Consider the following 21,270-nt stretch of genomic DNA (forward strand, 5'->3'; position numbering starts at 1 on the left):
AGGTGAGGGCCCGCTTGTTCGGCGAATGCTTCAACGGCGGCCGACAGGGGCACACGTTACTGTCAAAGCGATCGACTACAAGTGTAGAGCAGGAGCCGTGCCAAGCATGGTGCTGCTATCTAAGTCTTTGATTTTAATGGTTTTAAATTTTTATCGGAAAGGGTCGCGGGTATGCGGGTGTCCGGGAAGCCGAACTATCGGAGCAGGATTGTTCGGAAAACCGAATGGGACGCTTCTGAGCACATAGCGAGCTGCCACGCGTTGCTCATGAGCTCCAATTGGCCCTGTAGGAGCGAGCTTGCTCGCGATTCGATACAGCAGACACACAGGATTGACTGACCCGCCGCCATCGCGAGCAAGGTGGATCGCCACCCCGGTAGCTCCTACAGGAAATGCGGTGCGTCGGTCGATATGATGGGCCTCATAAAGCTATCGCTGCCTCGCGTTGCTCATGAGCTCAACAAGTGGATCTGTAGGAGCGAGCTTGCCCGCGATTCGATACAGCAGACACACCGAAAACGCATTCCAACCCAGGTTTTGTGATTGGAATGCAGACGCTTACGAGCAGCGCGAGGCAGCGGTCATCGTTTGATCAAGCCGCTTCGATAGCGCTTTTTCTGCGGGCCACAACGTCCAGGTATTCCTGAACGCCTGCACATTCTTCCGCGGTCATGAACAGCCCCAGTTTGCTGCGACGCCACAGAATATCTTCAGCGGTGGTCGCCCATTCGGTGCTGCACAGGTAATCCACTTCGCGGGTATACAAGCCCGCGCCAAGAGGGTCACCCATGTCCGCCAGATCTCGTACGCCTTCCAGCAGGCGCCAGCTGCGGCTGCCATAGGTGCGGGCCCAGCGTTGTGCGATTTGCACGGGCAGCCATGGGCAGCGCTGTGTCAGTTCAGCACACAAGGCGGCCGGGGTGGTCATGTCTTCGCCGCCGGGCAGGCTTGCCTTGGCGGTCCAGCTCGGCTTCATGTGCTTGAAGAACGGCGCAAGTTGCGCCATCGCCGATTCGGCCAGTTTGCGATAAGTGGTCAGTTTGCCGCCAAACACTGACAGGATGGGCGCTTCTTCGCCACCGCCGGACAGGGACAGGGTGTAGTCGCGGGTGATGGCCGACGGATTGTCCGATTCGTCGTTGCACAGCGGACGTACGCCGGACCAGGTGCTGAGCACGTCGTCGCGGGTCAGTTGCTTCTTGAAGTGGTCATTGGCCACTTTGAGCATGTAGTCCATTTCACCGTCAGTGATTTCGACTTTGTTCGGATCACCCTGATATTCCCGGTCCGTGGTGCCGATGATGGTGAAGCGCTCCATGTACGGGATTGCAAACACGATGCGCTGATCTTCGTTTTGCAGGATGAACGCATTTTCGCCTTCGTACAGCTTGGGCACGATCAAGTGGCTGCCCTGAATCAGACGAATGCCGTACGGCGAGGTCAGCTTCAAATCGTCGCGGATGAACTTGGCAACCCATGGGCCTGCCGCATTGACCAATGCCTTGGCGCGAATGGAAAACAGCGTGCCGTCGGAGCGTTCCATATGCAGATGCCACAGGCCATTGCTGCGACGGGCATTCAGGCAACGGGTCTGGGTATGAATGTGAGCGCCGTGTTCCCTTGCCGCCATGGCGTTGAGGACCACGAGGCGGGCGTCGTCGACCCAGCAATCGGAATATTCAAAGCCGCGGGTGATGCTCGCTTTCAACGGGCTTTCGCTACCGAAGCGCAGGCTGCGCGAACCCGGCAGCTTCTCGCGCTTGCCCAGGTGGTCGTACAGGAACAGACCGGCACGAATCATCCACGCCGGACGCAGGTGCGGGCGATGGGGCAACACAAAGCGCATCGGCTTGACGATATGCGGTGCCTTGGCCAGCAGTACTTCACGTTCGGCCAGGGCTTCGCGCACCAGACGGAATTCGTAATGTTCGAGATAGCGCAGCCCGCCATGGATCAGCTTGCTGCTTGCAGATGACGTATGGCTGGCGAGGTCGTCCTTTTCGCACAGGAAAACGGAAAGACCACGACCGGAAGCATCTGCGGCAATCCCGACGCCATTGATGCCGCCACCAATGACGGCGATGTCGTAGACCTCGGAAAGGGGCGGTACAGGCAAGACGGAATGGGGCATCGGATGGCCTCCTGATATTTGCTCGAACAACGAATTCGAACATTTATGTTCATTTCCGAAAATCATAGCTCAATAGTGAAGGTCTAGCCAGTCAAGACCCATTGAAAATACTGATGAGTAGGATGCAAAGGAACAAAAGTGAACATGAAGCCCGTCTGTTGGCGCGAGCGGGCGGCGTTCGGACTAGGCCGGTACAGTCGCCGGCTTTTTCGAACCTGACACATTGTCATCGCGGGCAAGCGTCGCTCCAACGGTATCCGGCGGCACCCTCTTCGGCAGCATCGGGCGGCGCTCCAACGAATACGGTGTATTGGATCTAGACCACTTCCAGCCGAATCTTGTTCTGCGCCAGCAATTGCATCAGCGCAGGCACGGGGGCCTGATCCGTCACCAGACAGTCGATCAAACTGATAGGTCCGAGACGAACCATGGCGTTGCGGCCGAATTTGCTTGAGTCCGCAGCCAGCAGCACCTGCCGGGCGTTGGCGATGATCGCCTGAGAAACCCGAACCTCCTGGTAATCGAAATCCAGCAGGCTGCCGTCTTCGTCGATACCGCTGATGCCGACGAGTGCGAAATCCACCTTGAACTGATTGATGAAGTCGACGCTGGCCTGACCCACTACACCCCCGTCACGGCGCACATTGCCCCCGGCAAGCAGCACCTCGAAGTCATCCTTGGCGCTGAGGATCGACGCCACATGCAGGTTGTTGGTGATGATTTTCAGGTTGTTGTGATTGAGCAGGGCGCGAGCGATGGATTCGGTCGTGGTGCCGATATTGATGAACAGCGAGGCGTGATCGGGGATTTGCGCGGCGATGGCCTCGGCAATCCGTTGTTTCTCATCGCGCATCTGATCCGCACGCATGGCGTAGGCGGTGTTTTCGATGCTCGAATCGTAGGCTGCGCCGCCGTGGTAGCGACGCAACAGGTTCATTTCCGCAAGCTGATTGATATCGCGGCGTATGGTTTGCGGGGTCACGACGAAAAGCGTGGCCATTTCCTCGATGCTGACGTAACCGCGATCGCGGACCAGTTCGAGGATCTGCTGCTGACGGGGAGGCAGATTCATTATTCTTGAGTGTCCTTTCAGGCTGCCAAATGCCGCTCATGATGCCGCAGGCACAGGCTGTCTGTCAGCCGCAAACTCAAGTCAGTCACTGCCACCCGTTCTGAGGCCCTCGCTTATTCTTCGTTTTCGTGCGGTTCCCAGTCGCGGGTGCGTGCCACGGCCTTCTGCCATCCTGCGTAAAGTTTCTCGCGCTTCTCGGGCTCGCATTCAGGGTGGAACTCGCGCTCGATCACGGCCTTGTTGCGCAATTCATCCAGACTGCTCCAGAAACCAATGGCCAGACCCGCCAGATACGCTGCGCCCAATGCCGTGGTTTCGCGCATTTTCGGGCGCTCGACGTGGGTGCCCAGGATGTCCGCCTGGAACTGCATCAGGAAGTTGTTGGCCACGGCACCGCCGTCGACCCGCAGGGATTTGAGGCGTTCGCCGGAATCCTGTTGCATGGCGTCCAGGACATCGCGGGTCTGATAGGCAATGGATTCCAGCGCGGCACGGATGATGTGATCGACTTTCACGCCACGGGTCAGGCCGAACAGGGCACCACGGGCATAGGGGTCCCAGTACGGCGCGCCCAGGCCGGTAAAGGCCGGGACCAGGTAAACACCGTTGCTGTCCTTGACCTTGGTGGCGAAGTACTCGGTATCCACCGCATCGGTGATGATTTTCAGTTCATCACGCAACCACTGGACCGTGGAACCGCCGTTGAAGACTGCGCCTTCCAGTGCATAAGCCACTTCACCGCGTGGGCCACAACCAATGGTGGTCAACATGCCGTGAGCGGATTTGACCGCTTTCTTGCCAGTGTTCATCAGCAGGAAACAGCCGGTGCCGTAGGTGTTTTTTGCCTGGCCGGGCTCAACGCACATCTGGCCAAACAGTGCGGCTTGCTGGTCGCCCGCGATACCCGCGATGGGGATACCGCTTTTGCTGTGGCCGTAGACTTCCGATGAAGACTTCACTTCCGGCAGCATTTCTCGCGGAATATCCAGCACGTCCAGCATGCGCTGGTCCCATTCCAGCTTGTGAATGTTGAACAGCATGGTGCGCGAGGCGTTGGTGTAATCGGTGACGTGGACCTTGCCGCCGGTGAATTTCCAGATCAGCCAGCTATCGATGGTGCCGAACATCAGTTCGCCTTTGCGCGCACGTTCGCGACTGCCTTCGACGTTGTCCAGAATCCATTTGAGTTTGGTGCCGGAGAAGTACGGGTCGGTGACCAGACCAGTGGTGTCTTTGATGTACTCTTCCAGGCCATCACGCTTGAGCTGCTGGCAGATTTCCGTACTGCGACGGCACTGCCAGACGATAGCGTTGTAGATTGGCCGACCGGTTTCCTTTTCCCACACCACCGTGGTTTCACGCTGGTTGGTAATGCCGATGGCGGCAATCTGATTGTGATGGAGGTCTGCCTGCGCCAGTGCCTTGGTCATGCAGGCCGTCTGGGTCGCGAAAATCTCCATCGGGTCATGCTCGACCCATCCCGCTTGCGGGTAATGCTGAACGAACTCGCTTTGTGCGGTGCTGACGACATTGGCGTCGCGGTCGAAAATGATAGCCCGGGAGCTGGTTGTGCCCTGGTCAAGCGCAATGATGTAGTTCTTGTTCTGTGAGTCAGTCATGTCGATTGCCTTGCGTTAATGGGTGAGGTGCAAGAGAGCGGGTAAGGATCAAAATCAAGCCTGTACTTTGACGGCAGCCACTTCAGGGGCTTTTTCAACAGCGGGTGCAGCGCTGGGCAGATGGCGTGCAATGAGCGCACGGTAGCCGGCAGCGCCGAGGCAGGCACCCAGAATGGGTGCAAAAATCGGAATCAGGAAATAGGGAATATCGCGTCCGCCGGTGAAAGACATCTCACCCCAGCCCGCAATGAACGTCATCAGTTTAGGACCGAAATCCCGAGCCGGGTTCATGGCGAATCCCGTTAACGGGGCGGTAGCCGCGCCGATCACGGCAACCAGCAAACCGATCAGCAGGGGTGCCATGGCACCGCGTGGCAGACCGTTGTTGTCGTCGGTGAGGGACATGATCACGGCCATCAGAATGGCAGTGATTACAACCTCCACCAGAGCGGCCTGGCCGACGGAAATCGCCGGGTTGGGATACGTCGAGAATACCGACGCCAGTTCCAGGCTTTCGACCGTGCCGCGCACCATGTGGTGGGTTTGTTCGAATTCGAAGAAAAGACTGATGTACAGCAGATAAACCAGACCGGCGCCGCAGAAGGCTCCTGCGGTTTGGGCGACGATGTAAAACGGGAGTTTGCGTTTTTCAAAACCGGCAAAGAGGCTCAGCGCGATGCTGACCGCCGGGTTGAGGTGAGCGCCCGAAACCCCGGCGCTGAGATAGATGGCCATGCTGACAGCCAGCCCCCAGATAATGCAGATTTCCCATAAGCCAAACGTGGCGCCCGCGACTTTGAGCGCCGCAACACAACCCGTGCCAAAAAAAATCATCAGGGCCGTGCCCAGAAATTCGGCCACGCATTGGCCTTTCAGCGTCGGTTGTTGTAGAGCAGTTGTCATGAAGGAACCTCGTTTTTTTGTTTTTTTGCAGCACCGTGTTCAAAGGACCGGCGCTATCTTTTTGACGTTTCGGCGAAACCCCATCGCCGACCGTGATTCGACCATCCCCAGAATTATAGTTCCAGTGATATTCGTAAACGAAAAAATATAGACAAGAATGAATGCTGTCAAAGGTCATAAGTGAACGGTAAGCCATATTGCGACTAAAGGATAAAAGTTGGTCGCATCGGGATCTGTAGGCAATGTCCTGAATTTACCGGGAAAGGCCCGGTGGTTGTGATTAAGACGGACTCGCAGAGATGGCTTAAAGTAGCGCTTCGAATCGACTAGCCCGTTATCTGGAGCGCTGCATGACCCCTGCACTGGACCTGCTGAAAAAAGTTCGCGCCGAACATCGTATTCACAGTTACGAACATGACCCGAAAGCGGCGTCGTACGGTCTGGAGGCAGCAGAAAAGCTTGGGCTCAATCCACAGCAGGTGTTCAAGACGCTGCTGGCGAGCACGGAAAAAGGTGAGCTGCTGGTGGCAGTCGTCCCCGTGGTTGGCACGCTGGATCTCAAGGCGCTGGCCCATGCAGCAGGGGCCAAGAAGGTCGAAATGGCCGATCCCGCTGCTGCGCAGCGATCTACGGGTTACCTGTTGGGCGGCATCAGCCCGTTGGGCCAGAAGAAGCGGTTGCGCACGTTCATCGATCAAAGTGCGGAGGCATTCGCAACGATCTACGTCAGCGCCGGGCGGCGAGGGCTGGAGGTTGAGCTGGCACCGGCTGCGCTGGCAGAGCACACCAAGGCGGTATTTGCTCCGGTGGGACGTGGCTGATCAGCCAGCGTGGGAGACGTTGGGGCGAGGCCATTCCCGCCTTATCTGCGCCAGAAGTGAAGGGCGCAGATAAGGCAAGCCTCGCGCCAATGAGGGTTGGCAGGGGTGCTAAACCGTTGCATGCGTTGGCATGCTGCCCGCTGCCGGGAACACCACCAGATGCTCGGCCGCCACGCGAATGCCCACTTCTTCACCTGCGACGTAGTCGGCATGGCTTGGGAAGATTGCTTCCAGCTGGCTGCCGGTAGAAAGCTGCAAACGGTAAAGCGTGGAGGCACCCTGGAACGTCTTGCTGGTGACCCGAGCCCTCAATGTGCTGTCCCGGTCATAAACGATATCGTCGGGACGCAGCAAGACATCGACGGCGCTGCCTTGGGTGCCAGGGTAGGCGCGGTTGCCTTGCAGCACGCCCAGTTCGGTCTGCACTGATTGCGGGTCGACCATCAACCCGCGAATGAAATAGCCCTGGCCGATGAAACTGGCGACAAAAGGCGTCAGCGGTTCGTGATACAGGTTGTAGGGCGTGTCCCATTGCTCCAGACGACCCTCCTTGAACACGCCCACATGATCACTGACGGCGAAAGCTTCCTCCTGATCGTGAGTGACCAGAATCGCGCTGGTACCGCGCGCCTTGAGAATGTCGCGAACTTCGTGGCTGAGGCGACGCCGTAACTCCCCGTCCAGATTGGAAAACGGCTCATCGAGCAATAGCAGTTGCGGCTCTGGCGCCAGTGCGCGTGCCAGGGCGACACGCTGCTGCTGTCCGCCGGACAGCTCATGAGGATGACGCTTGCCCAGCGCGCCCAGATTGACCAGCTCCAGCAACTCGTCGATGACCTGCTTCAGGCGTGGATGCTTACGAATACCAAACGCAATATTTTCGGCGACGCTCAGATGCGGGAACAGCGCGTAATCCTGGAAAACCATACCGATACGGCGTTTTTCCGGAGCGAGGGTAAAACCCGGACGGGAGATGACTTCGCCAGCGATGGAAATCTCCCCCGCGTGCACCGGTTCGAAACCGGCGATGGCCCGCAATGTCGTGGTTTTACCGCAACCCGAAGAGCCCAGCAGGCAGCCAATATCACCCGCGTTGAGGTGCAGGTTGAGGTCCTGCACCACGCGCTGGTCCTGATAGCCGCATGCCAGATTGCGTAGATTCAGCAGAAGCGGCTGGCTCATTGCGGCTGGCAGGACGGTGCGACGAGGAACTCCAGCAAGGCTTTCTGCGCATGCAGGCGGTTCTCGGCCTGATCCCAGGCAACCGAACGTGGGTCATCGAGCAGGTCGAGGCTGATCTCTTCGCCACGGTGGGCGGGCAGGCAATGCATGAACAGCACTTCTTCGGCGGCCAGATCCAGCAGTTCACGCGTGACCTGATACGGCCGAAACCGGGCGATACGCTTGGCGGTTTCTTCTTCCTGGCCCATGGATGTCCAGACGTCGGTGCTGACCAGATGCGCGCCGGCAACGGCTTCGCGTGGGTCGCGCACGATGCTGACACGATCCCCGGCCAGCGCCAGGAATTCAGGGTTGGGTTCATAACCGGCAGGGCAGGCCACCCGAAGCTGGAAGTCGAACTGAATGGCGGCTTCTATATAGCTGTTGCACATGTTGTTGCCGTCGCCGATCCAGGCGACTGTCTTGCCTTTGATTGAGCCGCGATGCTCAAGGAAGGTCTGCATGTCTGCCAGCAATTGGCAGGGATGCAGATCGTCAGACAGGCCGTTGATGACCGGGACGCGAGAGTTGGCAGCGAACTCGATCAGATTGCTATGGGCAAACGTACGAATCATCACGGCGTCCAGCATGCTCGAAAGCACCCGTGCAGCGTCACCAATGGGCTCGCCACGGCCCAACTGAGTGTCCCGAGGCGACAAAAAGATCGCCTGACCACCCAGTTGGATCATGCCGGCTTCGAACGAAACACGGGTACGTGTCGAGGATTTTTCAAAAATCATCCCCAGCACCCGGCTTTTCAAGGGTTCGAACAGCACGCTGCGATTACGCAGCTCTTTGAGCTCCACGCCGCGTCGAATCAGGCGCACGAGCTCTTCTGGCTGGTAGTCCATCATCGAGAGAAAGTGCCTGGCGTTCATCATTAACTACCTTTTTGCAACAGACCGCAGATGCTCAAAGCCGGGTTTTATCGGGAAAACGGGCGAGACCTGCGGCGAAGGCCGCACGGGGCGACGAAATAGGAAAGGCGCGATGGTATAAAAAAATGTCGCGTCTTACCAATAGCGGCATTGATTTATCGTTTCGGCAATGTTTCGAAACATGCCAGGGATGACTCTAAAGCCATCGCGAGATTGATACGGCTGACGCGATCCTGCTCACCCCGACACGGAGTTGATTCCGGTCGAAGTGTCAAAGAAACATTTGTACACCGATGGCGCGAACCTTTGCAATTGGCGCCGACTCTACAGTGTCAATCGCCGTTACGCGCAGGAGTGCGACGTGCTTCACGCGGCTGATACGTCGCACGTTTCATGATGTTTCATAAAAAACCGTGCTGAGTTATAAATGGCTGGCGCGCAACCAAGAGGCTCGGCGAATGGATTCTAAAGAACAACAACTCACGGAACTGCTCGGCCTCACGGCCCGCACCCTCACGCATCTCACGGCCTCCATGACGTCCATGTCGTTCGAGCTGCTGAGAAGCGAAGACGAAGTGACCCGCTCGGCGGGTCGTCGCATGATTGACCGTATGGCGACCATCAGTGCAGGTCTGGATGAGCACTGGCGGCTGATCGGTGAACTGACCGGGGTTCACGTCGCTCAGGAACAGATCGAGACCGTTCACGAGATCCAGCTGCAACGTAAAGTCACGCCTATTGGCGGCTGAGCGGGCGGCGTTCCAACAGGTCTCAATCACAACGCATCCCATCGGCGCGCCTGATGCCCGGTAATTCACGGGACGAACGACTCTGGCGCAGTCGACAGCCACGCTTCATAGTTTTGTTTGCCCGATCATCTGGATCGTAACGACAAGAATATGAGGCTGGCGATGACCAAGACCCTCCACCACCGTGCCTGTCATCTGTGTGAAGCCATTTGCGGCCTCACCATTGAAACCACCTCGTCAACGGAGTCCGGAACCCGGATCACCTCGATCAAGGGTGACCCTCTGGACACCTTCAGTCGCGGGCATATTTGCCCCAAAGCGGTGGCGTTGCAGGATATTCAGAACGACCCGGATCGTCTGCGCCAGCCCATGCAACGCATTGGCACGCAGTGGCAGCCAATCGGCTGGGATGAGGCGTTCGACCTGGTTGCCGACCGTCTTCTGCGCATCCAGCAGCGCCATGGGCAAAACGCGGTGGCGGTCTACCAGGGCAATCCCAGCGTGCACAACTACGGGTTGATGACCCACAGTAACTATTTTCTTGGCCTGCTCAAGACGCGCAACCGCTATTCCGCGACGTCCGTGGACCAGTTGCCGCATCACCTCACCAGTTTCCTGATGTACGGCCACGGCTTGCTGCTGCCGATCCCGGATATTGATCACACCGATTTCATGCTGATTCTGGGTGGCAACCCACTGGCATCCAACGGCAGCATCATGACGGTGCCGGATGTAGAAAAGCGTCTGAAGGCGATTCAGGCTCGGGGTGGCAAAGTGGTTGTGGTTGACCCTCGGCGCACCGAGACGGCCGCGATTGCCGATCAACACCTGTTCGTTCGGCCCGGGGGCGATGCGGCGTTGCTGTTCGGAATACTCAATACGCTGTTCGAGGAAGGTCTGACACGCACCAGCCATTTGCCAGTGGACGGCCTGGACGAGGTACGCCAGGCCATTGCTGCGATGACCGCAGAAGCGATGAGCTCACGCTGTGGCGTGCCCGCGTTGCAGATCCGGCAACTGGCGCGGGATTTCGCCGGGGCCGACAAGGCCGTGTGCTATGGGCGAATGGGCATTTCCACTCAGGCGTTTGGCACCGTGTGTCATTGGCTGGTGCAGTTGATCAATCTGGTCACCGGCAATCTTGACCGGGTGGGTGGCGCGTTGTGCACCGAACCTGCGGTGGACCTTGTCAGCTCCACGTCCGGCGGACATTTCAATCAGTGGCAAAGCCGGGTCTCCGGCCTTCCCGAATACGCGGGCGAGCTGCCAGTGTCGGCGCTGGCCGAAGAAATACTCAGCGAAGGGGAAGGGCAGGTCAGGGCGTTGATTACCGTGGCGGGCAATCCGGTGCTTTCCACCCCCAATGGTCGCCAGTTGGATCAGGCGCTTGACGGGCTTGAGTTCATGCTCAGCATCGATTTGTACATCAACGAAACGACACGTCACGCCGACTTGATCCTGCCTTCGACATCGGCGCTGGAAAACGATCATTACGACACGACCTTCAACATGTTCGCGGTGCGCAACGTCACCCGTTTCAATCGAGCCATTCTGGAAAAACCGCCGGGTGCATTGCATGACTGGGAAATATTCGTAGGGCTTGCCAAAGCGTTCGCCGCCCAGGCTGGTCGGGAGTTGAAACCGACTATGGCTCCCGCGCAGATGATTGATGGCGGTTTGCGCAGCGGGCTGTACGGTGACGCCTCGCCATACGGGTTGTCGGTGAATAGCCTGCTGGATCACCCTCACGGCGTGGATCTCGGCGCGTTGAAGCCGAATCTGGCACCGCGACTCAAGACAGCCACCGGGCGCATCCAGGCCGCACCGGATGTGATCATGGCGGATCTGGCGCGTTTCGCCGCCGTCAGTGCACTGCCCGCTGGAGAGTTGCTGTTGATCGGTCGACGTCATGTGCGCAGCAATAACTCATGGATGCACAACTATCACCGGTTGGTGAAAGGAAAACCGCGGCATCAATTGCTCATGCACCCGAATGATCTGATCAGCCGAGGCCTCAGCGACGGGCAACAGGTGCGGGTGAGTTCCAGGGTTGGTGTCATCGAAGTGCAAGTGCTGGCCAGCCTCGACATGATGCCGGGTGTGGTCAGCCTGCCTCATGGCTGGGGGCATACGCGGCCGGGCGTGCACATGGGCATTGCGCAAAGTCAGCCCGGCGTCAGCGCCAACGACCTGACCGATGAGCGGCAACTTGACTGCCTGTCCGGCAACGCCGTGCTCAACGGTGTTTCGGTGCAGGTGGCGGCTGCCTAATGGCAGGCTTCAGGTTCCGGTGGTGCAGGGAAGGCTGAGCGTCTCGCTCGGGATTCCGTTACAATGCGCCACCGTGTCGACTCCTGAGTCGGAAAAGCTAAGCCGAGGTGCTCCATGGATATCATCGAAACGATTAAAGAGCAGATTGCCAACAACACGATCCTGCTTTACATGAAAGGCTCTCCGAATGCCCCGCAGTGCGGTTTTTCGGCGAAGGCTTCCCAGGCATTGATGGCATGCGGCGAAAAATTCGCTTATGTCGACATCCTGCAAAATCCTGAAATCCGCGCCAACCTGCCCAAGTACGCCAACTGGCCAACCTTCCCGCAGTTGTGGGTAGCCGGCGAACTGGTCGGCGGCAGCGACATCATCACCGAGATGATGGCCGATGGTTCGTTGCAGCAGCAGGTCAAGGACGCCGCCACCAAAGCGGCGGCGAACAAGACCGAAGCGTGATCGCCTGGCGCCTGTAGGACCGATCTGGGCGGAACGCCGCCCCGGTCGCCTGCATTCAGCGGCCAAAGAAAAGCCCCGCTCTCGTGAGAGAAGCGGGGCTTTTTCATTTGGCCGACTCAGAGGATTCAGTCGCCCATCTGCGACTGCAGGTAGTTTTCAATGCCTACCTTGTCGATCAGGCCCAGTTGAGTCTCGAGCCAGTCAATGTGCTCTTCCTCGGATTCAAGGATATCTTCCAGCAGTTCACGGCTGCCGAAGTCGCCAACCACTTCAAAGTGCGCAATGGCAGCCTTGAGATCGGCCAGGCCTTTTTGCTCGATCTTCAAATCGCACTCAAGCATTTCCTTGGTGTGTTCGCCGATCAGTATCTTGCCCAGCTCCTGGAGGTTAGGCAGGCCTTCCAGGAACAGGATGCGCTTGATGAGTTTGTCAGCGTGCTTCATCTCATCGATGGATTCGTGATATTCGTGCGCACCGAGCTTTTTCAGACCCCAATCTTCGTACATGCGGGCATGCAGGAAGTACTGATTGATCGCGACCAGCTCGTTTCCGAGGATCCTGTTGAGATGCTGGATGACTGTAATGTCGCCTTTCATGTTTGAGGTCCCGCCAATGGCTTGTGTATATAAAGGGCGAGTTTGAGCTGCGCTTAATACTCTGTCAAACCTAAGCTGTTGAATAATAAGTGAAAATAAATAGGAATAAGAATGTTTGTGTTCCGCATCTTGGTGCTAAGCGCTTGAATTACAGGCATAAAAAAACCGGACACAAGGTCCGGTTCGTTAAATATGTTTGATCAGGCGGCGGAAAATTCTGCTGGATAAGCCAGCGATGCCTGGCTGCTTTGCAGTTCAGTCAAGGTATTACGCACCACTTCCTTGGCAAGGCAGGCGCATTTCCCACACTGACTGGCAACACCCAGGGTCTGGCGGACGTCTCTATAACTGCAGCAACCTTCGAAAATCGCATCTCGGATTTGACCGTCAGTAACACCTTGGCAGAGGCAGACATACATAAGTGAGAACCGTCGCTGTTCATTGCTCGATGCGGGGGATACTAATGTTAATGAGAATGCTTGTCAAAACTCTTTGGGGTGGATTCTTTTTACGGCCGATGGGCGGTAAAGGGGGCTGTCTGATTTTGATTTGAATGAAAGCGACTTTTCTGCGGGACCGGCTTCAGCCTGGAAAACGCTGTCACAGTCACTGCATTCTCGCCGCCGGAAGTTCCGCTTTCCCGGCTAAAAAACCGCTTCAAAAAAAACCGGCCACAATCGGACCGGTCTTGATTTGATTCGCCCAGGGGGCGACTCAATCGTTGAAGTCTTCCCAGCCGCCCATCTGCTTCCAGCGGTTGACGATGCCGCAGAACAGGTCTGCCGTCTTTTCGGTGTCGTAGCGGGCCGAGTGCGCCTCGCGACCATCAAAGTCGATTCCCGCCGCCTGACAGGCTTTGGCTAGCACGGTCTGGCCGTAAGCAAGCCCGGCCAGCGTTGCGGTATCAAAGCTGGAAAACGGGTGGAAGGGATTGCGCTTCATGTCCAGCCGCGTGACAGCGGCGTTGAGGAAGCCCAGGTCGAAACTGGCGTTGTGCCCCACCAATACCGCACGTTTGCAGCCATTGGCCTTGAGCGCCTTGCGGACCCCACGGAAAATGTCGGTCAGTGCGGTTTCTTCGCTGACGGCCATGCGCAATGGGTGGTCGAGCTTGATGCCGGTGAACTCCAGCGCTGCCGCTTCGATGTTCGCGCCCTCGAAAGGCTCGACCCGAAAGAAATAGGTGTGCTCCGGGAACACGAAACCGTGTTCGTCCATGCCAATGGTGACCGCTGCGATTTCCAGCAGGGCATCGGTGGCACAGTTGAAACCACCGGTTTCAACATCGATGACGACAGGCAGATAGCCACGGAAACGGGCCGCCATCGGGTGACGCGAACCGCCTCCACCGTGACCTTCCTGTTCGTCGTCGAAATGATCTTCACTCACGTGTGTGTCTCCAGCAGGCGCCAGCGCAGTTTTTCACCGGCGCGCAGCGGAATTACGGACAGCTCGCCAAACGGCAGGCTGGTGGGCGCGGTCCATTCGTCACGGACCAGCGTGATGGTGTCTTGGTGAACGGGCAGGCCATAAAATGCCGGACCGTGGAGGCTCGCGAAGCCCTCCAGTTTGTCCAGGGCATTGCGCTGCTCGAAAGCCTCGGCATACAGCTCGATCGCCGCGTAAGCGGTATAGCAACCGGCGCATCCGCAGGCGGCTTCCTTGGCGTGCTGGGCATGGGGTGCCGAGTCAGTGCCCAGAAAGAACTTCACGCTGCCGCTGGTGGCGGCGTCGAGCAACGCGCTCTGATGCGTGTTGCGCTTGAGAATCGGCAGGCAGTAGAAGTGCGGGCGGATGCCGCCAACCAGCATGTGATTGCGGTTGTAGAGCAAATGGTGCGCCGTAATCGTTGCACCCACGTTCGCGGAGGCCTGATTGACGAACTGTACGGCTTCGCTCGTGGTGATGTGTTCAAACACCACTTTAAGCGTCGGGAAGCGTTCGACGACCCGGGTCAGTTGCTCGTCGATGAACATCTTCTCGCGATCAAAGACATCGATCTCGCCCCGGGTCACTTCGCCGTGGACCAACAGCGGCATGCCGACTTCGGCCATGGCCTCGAGTGCCGGGAAAATCTTGTCGATGCTGGTAACACCGGAATCTGAATTGGTGGTCGCTCCGGCCGGATACAGCTTGGCGGCATGGACGAAACCACACGCCTTGGCTGCGCGGATATCGTCCGGCTGGGTCAGGTCGGTCAGGTAAAGCACCATCAGGGGTTCGAAACGGCTGCCAGCGGGACGCGCTGCGAGGATGCGCTGGCGATAGGCGTCAGCTTCCTGTGCGTTGCGTACGGGTGGCACCAGGTTAGGCATGATGATTGCGCGGCCAAAAGTGCGCGCAACGTCAGCAACGGTGTGAGGCAAAACAGCTCCATCGCGGAGGTGTATGTGCCAGTCGTCGGGACGCAGAAGGGTCAGGCGGTCGGACATTGGGAATTCCAGGCGGGTCAAACTCGCTGGGAATGCTACCGGAAAAGACTCTCTCAGGCACTCGCTATCAAGTTTTGTAGGAAGTAACCGATAGCCCGTTGCAGGAAGAAATTCTTTTGGTAACGCCGTATTTTTTTGTGGAGCCTCCCGTGCGCCAGCGATATCTAGCCTTGCTCAGTCTTTTCGCCAGCCTGCCGGCGATGGCGATTACTTTCCAGACGCGTCTGGAAAGTGTGGAGTGGAAGGTTGAAGGCGATCAGTTCGAGTGTCGCCTGAGCCAGCCCATCACCGACTTCGGTGCGGGCGAGTTCGTGCGTCGGGCGGGTGAGCAGGCAATCTTCCGCATCAAGGCATCCGGAACAATCATGGGTGCGGGTTCGGCGACATTGTTGGCTGCCGCCGCGCCGTGGCAGCCAGGGCGTGGCGATATCAATCTCGGCTCGGTTAGCGTCAGCACCGGCGGATTTCCCTTCAGCAGTTCTCAAGTGCAGGCCGGACGCCTGATCAACGGTTTGCTGGACGGGCGCAGCCCGCTCATTCGGCATTACGCCCGGGACGGCGGCACCATGGAAGTGCGCTTGCTGCCGGCCAAGTTCAACAAGGCGTTCAGTGACTATCAACTGTGTGTCACCAAACTGCTGCCGATGAACTTCGAGCAAGTGAAGCAAACCCAGGTCGGCTTTCCCGGTGGCGGCATAGAGCTGGACGCCAAGGCCAAATCGACACTGCAGACGATTGTGGCCTATCTGAAGGCTGATCCGTCGGTCAATCAGATCGAGCTTGATGGTCATTCCGATAACAGCGGCAATCGCCTGACCAATCGCGACCTTTCCCGGCGTCGTGCACTGGCGGTGATGGACTTCCTCAAGGCTCAGGGCATTCCCGAGGAGCAGATTACGCTGCGCTTCCATGGCGAGCGCTATCCGTTGGCGCCTAACACCAACAACGCCAACCGCGCCCGCAACCGCCGGGTGAACATCCATCTGGATCGCGTGGCTCCTGAAGAGAAGCCTGCCCCCGTCGCCTCCGCGGGCGATGCAGCGAGAACGTCCTGAGCCGCTGACAGTCGTCGCGCGCTCGACATAAACTGTCGCTTCATCGTCTGAAGCTGTCGCGCTACTGTAAATCATTGCCCATGAGCGGTAGAATCCCCGGTTTTCCGTACAACCCGGTGGAGTGAAGGCATGGCGGACGTTAACAAGGTAGTTCTCGCGTATTCCGGTGGCCTGGATACTTCGGTAATCCTCAAGTGGCTGCAAGATACGTACAACTGCGAAGTGGTGACTTTTACCGCTGACCTGGGTCAGGGCGAAGAAGTCGAGCCCGCACGTGCCAAGGCTAAAGCCATGGGCGTGAAAGAAATCTACATCGACGATCTGCGCGAAGAATTCGTGCGCGATTTCGTATACCCGATGTTCCGCGCCAATACCGTTTATGAAGGCGAGTATCTGCTGGGCACTTCCATCGCCCGCCCGCTGATTGCCAAGCGTTTGATCGAGATCGCCAACGAAACCGGTGCCGATGCCATTTCCCACGGCGCTACCGGTAAAGGCAACGATCAGGTGCGTTTCGAACTGGGCGCCTATGCGCTCAAGCCCGGTGTGAAAGTGATTGCCCCTTGGCGTGAGTGGGACCTGCTGTCCCGTGAAAAGCTGATGGACTACGCTGAAAAGCACGGCATTCCTATCGAGCGTCACGGCAAGAAAAAGTCGCCGTATTCCATGGATGCCAACCTGCTGCACATTTCTTATGAAGGCGGCGTTCTGGAAGACACCTGGACCGAGCACGAAGAAGACATGTGGCGTTGGACCAAGTCCCCTGAGGACGCACCGAACGTTGCGACCTATCTGGAACTGACCTACCGCAATGGCGACATCGTGGCGCTGGACGGCGTTGAAATGACACCGGCCACTGTTCTGGCAACCTTGAACCGCATTGGCGGGGAAAACGGCATCGGTCGTCTGGACATCGTGGAAAACCGCTACGTCGGCATGAAGTCCCGCGGCTGCTACGAAACCCCGGGCGGCACCATCATGCTGCGCGCTCACCGCGCCATCGAGTCGATTACTCTGGATCGTGAAGTCGCTCACTTGAAAGACGAGTTGATGCCCAAGTACGCCAGCCTGATCTACACCGGCTACTGGTGGAGCCCTGAGCGTCTGATGCTGCAACAGATGATCGATGCGTCCCAGGCTCACGTGAACGGTGTGGTGCGTCTGAAGCTGTATAAAGGCAACGTGATCGTAACGGGCCGTAAATCTGACGAATCGTTGTTCGATGCCAACATCGCCACATTCGAAGATGATGCCGGCGCCTATGATCAGGCCGATGCAGCAGGTTTCATCAAGCTCAATGCGCTGCGCATGCGGATCGCTGCCAACAAGGGCAGAAAGCTGTTCTGATCTGACGCGGAAAAATGCAGCACCCTCGCAGGTGCTGCATTTCAAATTCATGGCTGAGTGTTGATTCATCTGCTCAGGCTTGTTTACCCGTTTTGCGGCGCGAACTATTGGTTTTCTTGCGTGCGGTTCCTCCATAGGCAGAACGTTGCTCCTGAGCCTGCAAGCCGCCCATGAGCCCGGGTCCGATAAGCGCCAGCAGGTCTTCGGTTTTCTTGCTGTAACGCTTTAGCAAGGTCATCAGCTTTTTCTCGAATTCCAGCTCCTTGATGAGATCGGCGTTATTTTTGAGTGCTTCAAGGCGTTGAAGGTTTTCAGTGAGTGCCTGTTGAGTATCCCGATAATCTTTAAGTTTTGACATGATGTATTCCGTTGTTCGTTTCAGAGTTGATTAAGTCACGGTGATGCAATGTTCATGTTGATGCCCGTTGAGTTGTTTTTTTAAACGGTAGCTTCTTTTTTCGGAGGCGTTTCTTGAAGCGGGTTGCCGTTAAAGTCAAAGCTTATTTAACCTGCGGATGCAAGTGCTTGATTATCAGGTGATTGAGTGTCTTCTTTCCTTCGTTGTGGAACAAGCTGTCAGAACTAATGCCATGTTCCTACAGCTTTCATCGGTCTAGCGCATGAGTCGGTGCGATTTTTAATGGCTTTAAATGATGTTCTCCTACAGGTTGAATCTCGCTTTCGATAATGATGTTGATCGCTTACTTGTTTGGGTGCTGATTCCGTCAGCTGGCGCTTTTGCCCTGCCAGAGGGAACTGCCGACACCAAAGGGTAGGCTGTTTATAAGTTTACATATCTGCATGGAAAGTTTTTTTCGCCTCGACCAGGCCGGGCAATTATTGCTGAGGCTTCAGGCAGTGCTGCGAATGGGAAAATAACACTGGCTCAATCAACAGTCGTATTTACATAGTTATCTTTTCATCCTTATTGAATGATGACTCGCCCACGGCGGGCGGTGATGTCATCCAGTGGCCTCCCCAAAGCCGGTGCTGACGTTTTTGCAGCCGCAGCTATGCAGGCGCGCCGGTACCGACGGGGTGTCAGGCCGCCCATTCCAATGAGGTATGTACCGGCTGTTGGCTGGATGCAACAGAGCGTCAGGGCGTGTCACTGTCTTTCTTTTGTTTGAATTCAAAACGATAGACCTTGCCGATGTTCCACACCTGCCGCACGGTTAAGCCGAGTCGCTGGGCGATCTCTACAGCGGTGTAACCGAGGCTTGAGTAATGCATGGCGTGGCCTGCTACCACGTCGTCCACCTCCAGCGGATCCAACAGTTCCTCTCGTATGGTTTTTTGCAGGGGGCGACTAAAGGCTATTTCTATGCCCTGTTCACAGGCGAGTTGCTTGATCTCTTTTTTGTTCATTCTCAAGGAGTATTGAAGCGCAGAGATACCCGCTCCCTTGGCGACCAGTTCCTTGAGCAATGCAACTTTGCTGTTTCGGTCTTTCTCCTGTTCGTCACCCGGGGCTTTATCGTTGAGTGGGATTGATCGCAGCGGTGAGTGCTCTCCATTATCAATGATCTCAATCACACCGCCCTCAGCGACAAATCGCTCAACAGCAGCGGCCAGATCCTCCATGCTTCCCTCATTGGAAGAGGGGTGGGTAGTCTTGTTATTCATGGTATATCCTTTTTTGAACATGGTTATACACATGGCCAATTCAAAACGAGCCTTTGGCCGGACCCGGTTCTGCCAGGTGTCAGCAATGCTCGACTGACCCGGTGGGTGCTGCCTGAGTCCGTTCAGTTGTTTTTGAATGGAATCCATATAATAAAAATCTTATAGGCTGTGGTCAAAGTGACACTGTCTATTTAATGGGGACTCATGTAATTCCGTAGGGTGTTTGTTGGAGTTAATGAGTTGGTTGTTAAAAAAGTAACGACTGGTAATAGATTTTGCAAGTAAAAACAGATGCTTTACATGATTTGAGTTGTATTGGCGAAAAGTGTCTTACATGTATCTTTTTGTCGTCTGTGTGTTTTGTAGTACTTTTCCTCTTTAAATAGGAGAGTATGGTGTCAGATAGCAATGTGGTATTAGCTGCAGGTCCGGTAGCCGGGCCTGAGTCTTCCTGCGGGGGGCAGGCGGTACGATAGGTAGTTGTGCTGCGGGGTAATAAATAGTTATGTATTTATCTCCCTGAGCGTTGATAGCAGCGAAATGTTTTGTCGATGAGGTGGTGTAAGCTTGATCGATTATGTTTCTGATGATTAGGCTATTTCCGAAATGCTTGTAGGGGGGTTCCTGAAATATATATATTTACAAAAACGGCGTTCCGGAATGTGTATTTTTTCAACAGGAACAGTGGACGATTCTGAGGTAATTATGTGTGTGGCGTATTTTTGATCGTCGCTATCTGGCGTCTTCATCAATACCGCATATCCTGAATAGATAAGACATGGCAGGTTTCCCGCCCGGACCGTCGTATCGGACAACGGCAAGCAATGGTCAAGCCTTGGGCTCATGGCTGTCGCGCGCCTGTTTAAGCCAGGGGGCGGACAGCGGGCGCCTGTTTATACATCAGGTCGATGCGGCCATCGTCCTGACAGTACTGATGTGAGGAACGGCTCAAAGTAGTGGCTAGAAGCTATCTGGCTCAGGCTGCTTCAGTTCTTCAGGGTCAGTTGGGGGGAACTGAAAAGTGAGCGGGGAATTTTCATCGTCTTACGCTGCATCCGGCTCATTAATCATAAGAGGTATCAGGGCAAATGCTTGATTCAACAGTAATGATTTTTCTTGATTTTCAACGCTCTATTCCGGTTCTTGTCGAGGGGATCGATTCGTCGATTGTCGGGAGGAATGTATTTTGAAAAACTTTCGAATTGTCTCGAAGGGGCTAAAATTTGTAGGACTATTCTGTGGTAAGTGTGTGAATGGTCTTTGGCTGTTAGTCCCAAGGGGTGAGCGCCATGCAAAGCACTAAACGACTAGGCTATTGTGCTGACTCTGAAAATTCGAATAGCGAAAAGTGGACTGCCCATGAATAAAGTGCTGATCGTGGATGATCATCCTGTCATTCGCCTTGCCGTACGTATGCTGATGGAGCGCCATGGCTACGAGGTCATCGCGGAGACGGATAACGGCGTGGATGCCCTGCAACTGGCACGAGAGCATCTGCCCGACATCGTGATTCTGGACATTGGTATTCCAAAGCTTGACGGCCTGGAAGTCATCGCCCGTTTGTCGGCGATGACGCTGCCTTTCAAGGTGCTGATACTGACCTCCCAGGCCCCGGGTCATTTCTCCATGCGCTGCATGCAGGCAGGTGCCGCTGGCTACGTGTGCAAGCAGCAGGATCTTACCGAGCTTCTGAGTGCCATCAAGGCCGTGTTGTCGGGGTACAGCTACTTTCCGAACCAGGCGCTGCACACCGTGCGCTCAAGTATGGGGAATGCCAGCGAGGCTGATATGGTTGATCGTCTTTCGGGGCGGGAAATGATGGTCTTGCAACAACTCGCCAGAGGAAAGACGAATAAGGAAATTGCCGATGGTATGTTTCTAAGTAATAAAACAGTCAGCACTTACAAAACACGCCTGCTGATGAAGCTCAACGCCCACTCGTTGGTAGACTTGATCGAACTGGCCCAGCGCAACGGGCTGGTCTGAATTTACTGTCGGCGCCGACAATCTGGATCGGCCCGGATGAGGTCAGAATGGATTGAGTCATTCGCAACGACCCTAAAGCCTCTCTCGCTTGAGAGGCTTTGAGGCTT

19 protein-coding genes are annotated in these 21,270 nt (G+C 56.4%); 7 read left to right on the top strand and 12 right to left on the bottom strand.

Annotation, left to right across the window (positions count from 1 at the left end; all coding sequences use genetic code 11):
• Positions 1-592 precede the first annotated feature (592 nt).
• The 4 genes from glpD to ACP7B0_RS07465 all read right to left on the bottom strand — a co-directional run bounded on the left by glpD (position 593) and on the right by ACP7B0_RS07465 (position 5,725).
• Positions 593-2,131, bottom strand: coding sequence for a glycerol-3-phosphate dehydrogenase (gene glpD, locus ACP7B0_RS07450; RefSeq protein WP_426140470.1), 1,539 nt, complete (start codon positions 2,129-2,131; stop codon positions 593-595).
• A gap of 316 nt (positions 2,132-2,447) precedes the next feature.
• The gene (locus ACP7B0_RS07455; protein WP_426117573.1) at positions 2,448-3,203 is read right to left on the bottom strand and encodes a DeoR/GlpR family transcriptional regulator; all 756 of its coding nucleotides are present in this window, start codon (positions 3,201-3,203) and stop codon (positions 2,448-2,450) included.
• A 113-nt stretch (positions 3,204-3,316) separates the two neighbouring features.
• Positions 3,317-4,822 (bottom strand): glycerol kinase GlpK, encoded by a 1,506-nt coding sequence (gene glpK / locus ACP7B0_RS07460; RefSeq protein WP_426140473.1) that lies wholly within the window; start codon positions 4,820-4,822, stop codon positions 3,317-3,319.
• Positions 4,823-4,876: 54 nt separating this feature from the next.
• Positions 4,877-5,725 (bottom strand): MIP/aquaporin family protein, encoded by an 849-nt coding sequence (locus tag ACP7B0_RS07465; RefSeq protein ID WP_426140474.1) that lies wholly within the window; start codon positions 5,723-5,725, stop codon positions 4,877-4,879.
• Between the two features lie 350 nt (positions 5,726-6,075).
• Here ACP7B0_RS07465 and ybaK point away from each other — a divergent pair, with 350 nt between their 5' ends.
• On the top strand, positions 6,076-6,546 hold the full coding sequence (gene ybaK, locus ACP7B0_RS07470) for a Cys-tRNA(Pro) deacylase (RefSeq protein WP_426140476.1): 471 nt from the start codon (positions 6,076-6,078) through the stop codon (positions 6,544-6,546).
• Between the two features lie 108 nt (positions 6,547-6,654).
• Here the strand turns inward: ybaK and ACP7B0_RS07475 are convergent, their stop codons facing one another.
• Together ACP7B0_RS07475 and argF are read right to left on the bottom strand one after the other, a co-directional pair.
• Positions 6,655-7,728, bottom strand: a complete 1,074-nt coding sequence (locus ACP7B0_RS07475) for an ABC transporter ATP-binding protein (RefSeq protein WP_426140477.1) — start codon at positions 7,726-7,728, stop codon at positions 6,655-6,657.
• Complete coding sequence (argF, locus tag ACP7B0_RS07480) at positions 7,725-8,645, bottom strand: ornithine carbamoyltransferase (protein WP_426140478.1); 921 nt, start codon at positions 8,643-8,645, stop codon at positions 7,725-7,727. Before argF ends, ACP7B0_RS07475 begins: the two co-directional genes overlap by 4 nt.
• A 458-nt stretch (positions 8,646-9,103) precedes the next feature.
• On the opposite strand from argF, the gene ACP7B0_RS07485 reads away from it, so the two are divergent.
• The 3 genes from ACP7B0_RS07485 to grxD all read left to right on the top strand — a co-directional run bounded on the left by ACP7B0_RS07485 (position 9,104) and on the right by grxD (position 12,121).
• Complete coding sequence (locus ACP7B0_RS07485) at positions 9,104-9,394, top strand: hypothetical protein (protein WP_426140479.1); 291 nt, start codon at positions 9,104-9,106, stop codon at positions 9,392-9,394.
• A gap of 162 nt (positions 9,395-9,556) precedes the next feature.
• The gene (locus ACP7B0_RS07490) at positions 9,557-11,665 is read left to right on the top strand and encodes a molybdopterin oxidoreductase family protein (RefSeq protein WP_426140481.1); all 2,109 of its coding nucleotides are present in this window, start codon (positions 9,557-9,559) and stop codon (positions 11,663-11,665) included.
• Positions 11,666-11,779: 114 nt separating this feature from the next.
• Positions 11,780-12,121: a Grx4 family monothiol glutaredoxin gene (gene grxD, locus ACP7B0_RS07495; RefSeq protein ID WP_426140482.1), complete on the top strand. Its 342-nt coding sequence runs from the start codon at positions 11,780-11,782 to the stop codon at positions 12,119-12,121.
• Between the two features lie 125 nt (positions 12,122-12,246).
• On the opposite strand, the gene bfr is transcribed toward grxD, so the two are convergent.
• The 4 genes from bfr to pyrC all read right to left on the bottom strand — a co-directional run bounded on the left by bfr (position 12,247) and on the right by pyrC (position 15,149).
• The gene (bfr, locus tag ACP7B0_RS07500) at positions 12,247-12,717 is read right to left on the bottom strand and encodes a bacterioferritin (RefSeq protein ID WP_020288938.1); all 471 of its coding nucleotides are present in this window, start codon (positions 12,715-12,717) and stop codon (positions 12,247-12,249) included.
• A gap of 200 nt (positions 12,718-12,917) precedes the next feature.
• Complete coding sequence (locus tag ACP7B0_RS07505) at positions 12,918-13,136, bottom strand: bacterioferritin-associated ferredoxin (RefSeq protein WP_426140483.1); 219 nt, start codon at positions 13,134-13,136, stop codon at positions 12,918-12,920.
• Between the two features lie 295 nt (positions 13,137-13,431).
• Positions 13,432-14,106, bottom strand: coding sequence for a ribonuclease T (rnt, locus tag ACP7B0_RS07510; protein ID WP_426140484.1), 675 nt, complete (start codon positions 14,104-14,106; stop codon positions 13,432-13,434).
• Complete coding sequence (gene pyrC, locus ACP7B0_RS07515) at positions 14,103-15,149, bottom strand: dihydroorotase (protein ID WP_426140485.1); 1,047 nt, start codon at positions 15,147-15,149, stop codon at positions 14,103-14,105. The genes rnt and pyrC overlap by 4 nt, the downstream gene beginning before the upstream one ends.
• A gap of 149 nt (positions 15,150-15,298) precedes the next feature.
• Here pyrC and ACP7B0_RS07520 point away from each other — a divergent pair, with 149 nt between their 5' ends.
• On the top strand, positions 15,299-16,204 hold the full coding sequence (locus tag ACP7B0_RS07520; protein WP_426140487.1) for a flagellar protein MotY: 906 nt from the start codon (positions 15,299-15,301) through the stop codon (positions 16,202-16,204).
• 129 nt (positions 16,205-16,333) lie between these two features.
• Positions 16,334-17,551 carry an argininosuccinate synthase gene (locus ACP7B0_RS07525; RefSeq protein ID WP_426140488.1) on the top strand — a complete coding sequence of 406 codons (1,218 nt, stop codon included), beginning with the start codon at positions 16,334-16,336 and terminating at the stop codon, positions 17,549-17,551.
• A gap of 73 nt (positions 17,552-17,624) precedes the next feature.
• Here ACP7B0_RS07525 and ACP7B0_RS07530 read toward each other — a convergent pair whose 3' ends face one another.
• Entirely contained in the window at positions 17,625-17,909 is a 285-nt protein-coding gene (locus tag ACP7B0_RS07530; protein WP_426140489.1) for a hypothetical protein, read from the bottom strand.
• Between the two features lie 740 nt (positions 17,910-18,649).
• Positions 18,650-19,210 (bottom strand): hypothetical protein, encoded by a 561-nt coding sequence (locus ACP7B0_RS07535; protein WP_426140860.1) that lies wholly within the window; start codon positions 19,208-19,210, stop codon positions 18,650-18,652.
• A gap of 1,326 nt (positions 19,211-20,536) precedes the next feature.
• On the opposite strand from ACP7B0_RS07535, the gene ACP7B0_RS07540 reads away from it, so the two are divergent.
• Positions 20,537-21,163 (top strand): response regulator transcription factor, encoded by a 627-nt coding sequence (locus ACP7B0_RS07540; protein WP_020288947.1) that lies wholly within the window; start codon positions 20,537-20,539, stop codon positions 21,161-21,163.
• The last annotated feature ends 107 nt before the right edge of the window (positions 21,164-21,270 follow it).

Source organism: Pseudomonas sp. DWP3-1-2 (assembly GCF_049896285.1).
In the GTDB taxonomy this organism is placed as follows: Bacteria; Pseudomonadota; Gammaproteobacteria; order Pseudomonadales; family Pseudomonadaceae; genus Aquipseudomonas.

Excerpts from the sequence above, each read along its gene's own strand:
- glpD (WP_426140470.1), bottom strand. The coding sequence starts at position 2,131 with ATGCCCCATTCCGTCTTGCCTGTACCGCCCCTTTCCGAGGTCTACGAC.
- ACP7B0_RS07455 (WP_426117573.1), bottom strand. The coding sequence starts at position 3,203 with ATGAATCTGCCTCCCCGTCAGCAGCAGATCCTCGAACTGGTCCGCGAT.
- glpK (WP_426140473.1), bottom strand. The coding sequence starts at position 4,822 with ATGACTGACTCACAGAACAAGAACTACATCATTGCGCTTGACCAGGGC.
- ACP7B0_RS07465 (WP_426140474.1), bottom strand. The coding sequence starts at position 5,725 with ATGACAACTGCTCTACAACAACCGACGCTGAAAGGCCAATGCGTGGCC.
- ybaK (WP_426140476.1), top strand. The coding sequence starts at position 6,076 with ATGACCCCTGCACTGGACCTGCTGAAAAAAGTTCGCGCCGAACATCGT.
- ACP7B0_RS07475 (WP_426140477.1), bottom strand. The coding sequence starts at position 7,728 with ATGAGCCAGCCGCTTCTGCTGAATCTACGCAATCTGGCATGCGGCTAT.
- argF (WP_426140478.1), bottom strand. The coding sequence starts at position 8,645 with ATGAACGCCAGGCACTTTCTCTCGATGATGGACTACCAGCCAGAAGAG.
- ACP7B0_RS07485 (WP_426140479.1), top strand. The coding sequence starts at position 9,104 with ATGGATTCTAAAGAACAACAACTCACGGAACTGCTCGGCCTCACGGCC.
- ACP7B0_RS07490 (WP_426140481.1), top strand. The coding sequence starts at position 9,557 with ATGACCAAGACCCTCCACCACCGTGCCTGTCATCTGTGTGAAGCCATT.
- grxD (WP_426140482.1), top strand. The coding sequence starts at position 11,780 with ATGGATATCATCGAAACGATTAAAGAGCAGATTGCCAACAACACGATC.
- bfr (WP_020288938.1), bottom strand. The coding sequence starts at position 12,717 with ATGAAAGGCGACATTACAGTCATCCAGCATCTCAACAGGATCCTCGGA.
- ACP7B0_RS07505 (WP_426140483.1), bottom strand. The coding sequence starts at position 13,136 with ATGTATGTCTGCCTCTGCCAAGGTGTTACTGACGGTCAAATCCGAGAT.
- pyrC (WP_426140485.1), bottom strand. The coding sequence starts at position 15,149 with ATGTCCGACCGCCTGACCCTTCTGCGTCCCGACGACTGGCACATACAC.
- ACP7B0_RS07525 (WP_426140488.1), top strand. The coding sequence starts at position 16,334 with ATGGCGGACGTTAACAAGGTAGTTCTCGCGTATTCCGGTGGCCTGGAT.
- ACP7B0_RS07530 (WP_426140489.1), bottom strand. The coding sequence starts at position 17,909 with ATGTCAAAACTTAAAGATTATCGGGATACTCAACAGGCACTCACTGAA.
- ACP7B0_RS07535 (WP_426140860.1), bottom strand. The coding sequence starts at position 19,210 with ATGTGTATAACCATGTTCAAAAAAGGATATACCATGAATAACAAGACT.
- ACP7B0_RS07540 (WP_020288947.1), top strand. The coding sequence starts at position 20,537 with ATGAATAAAGTGCTGATCGTGGATGATCATCCTGTCATTCGCCTTGCC.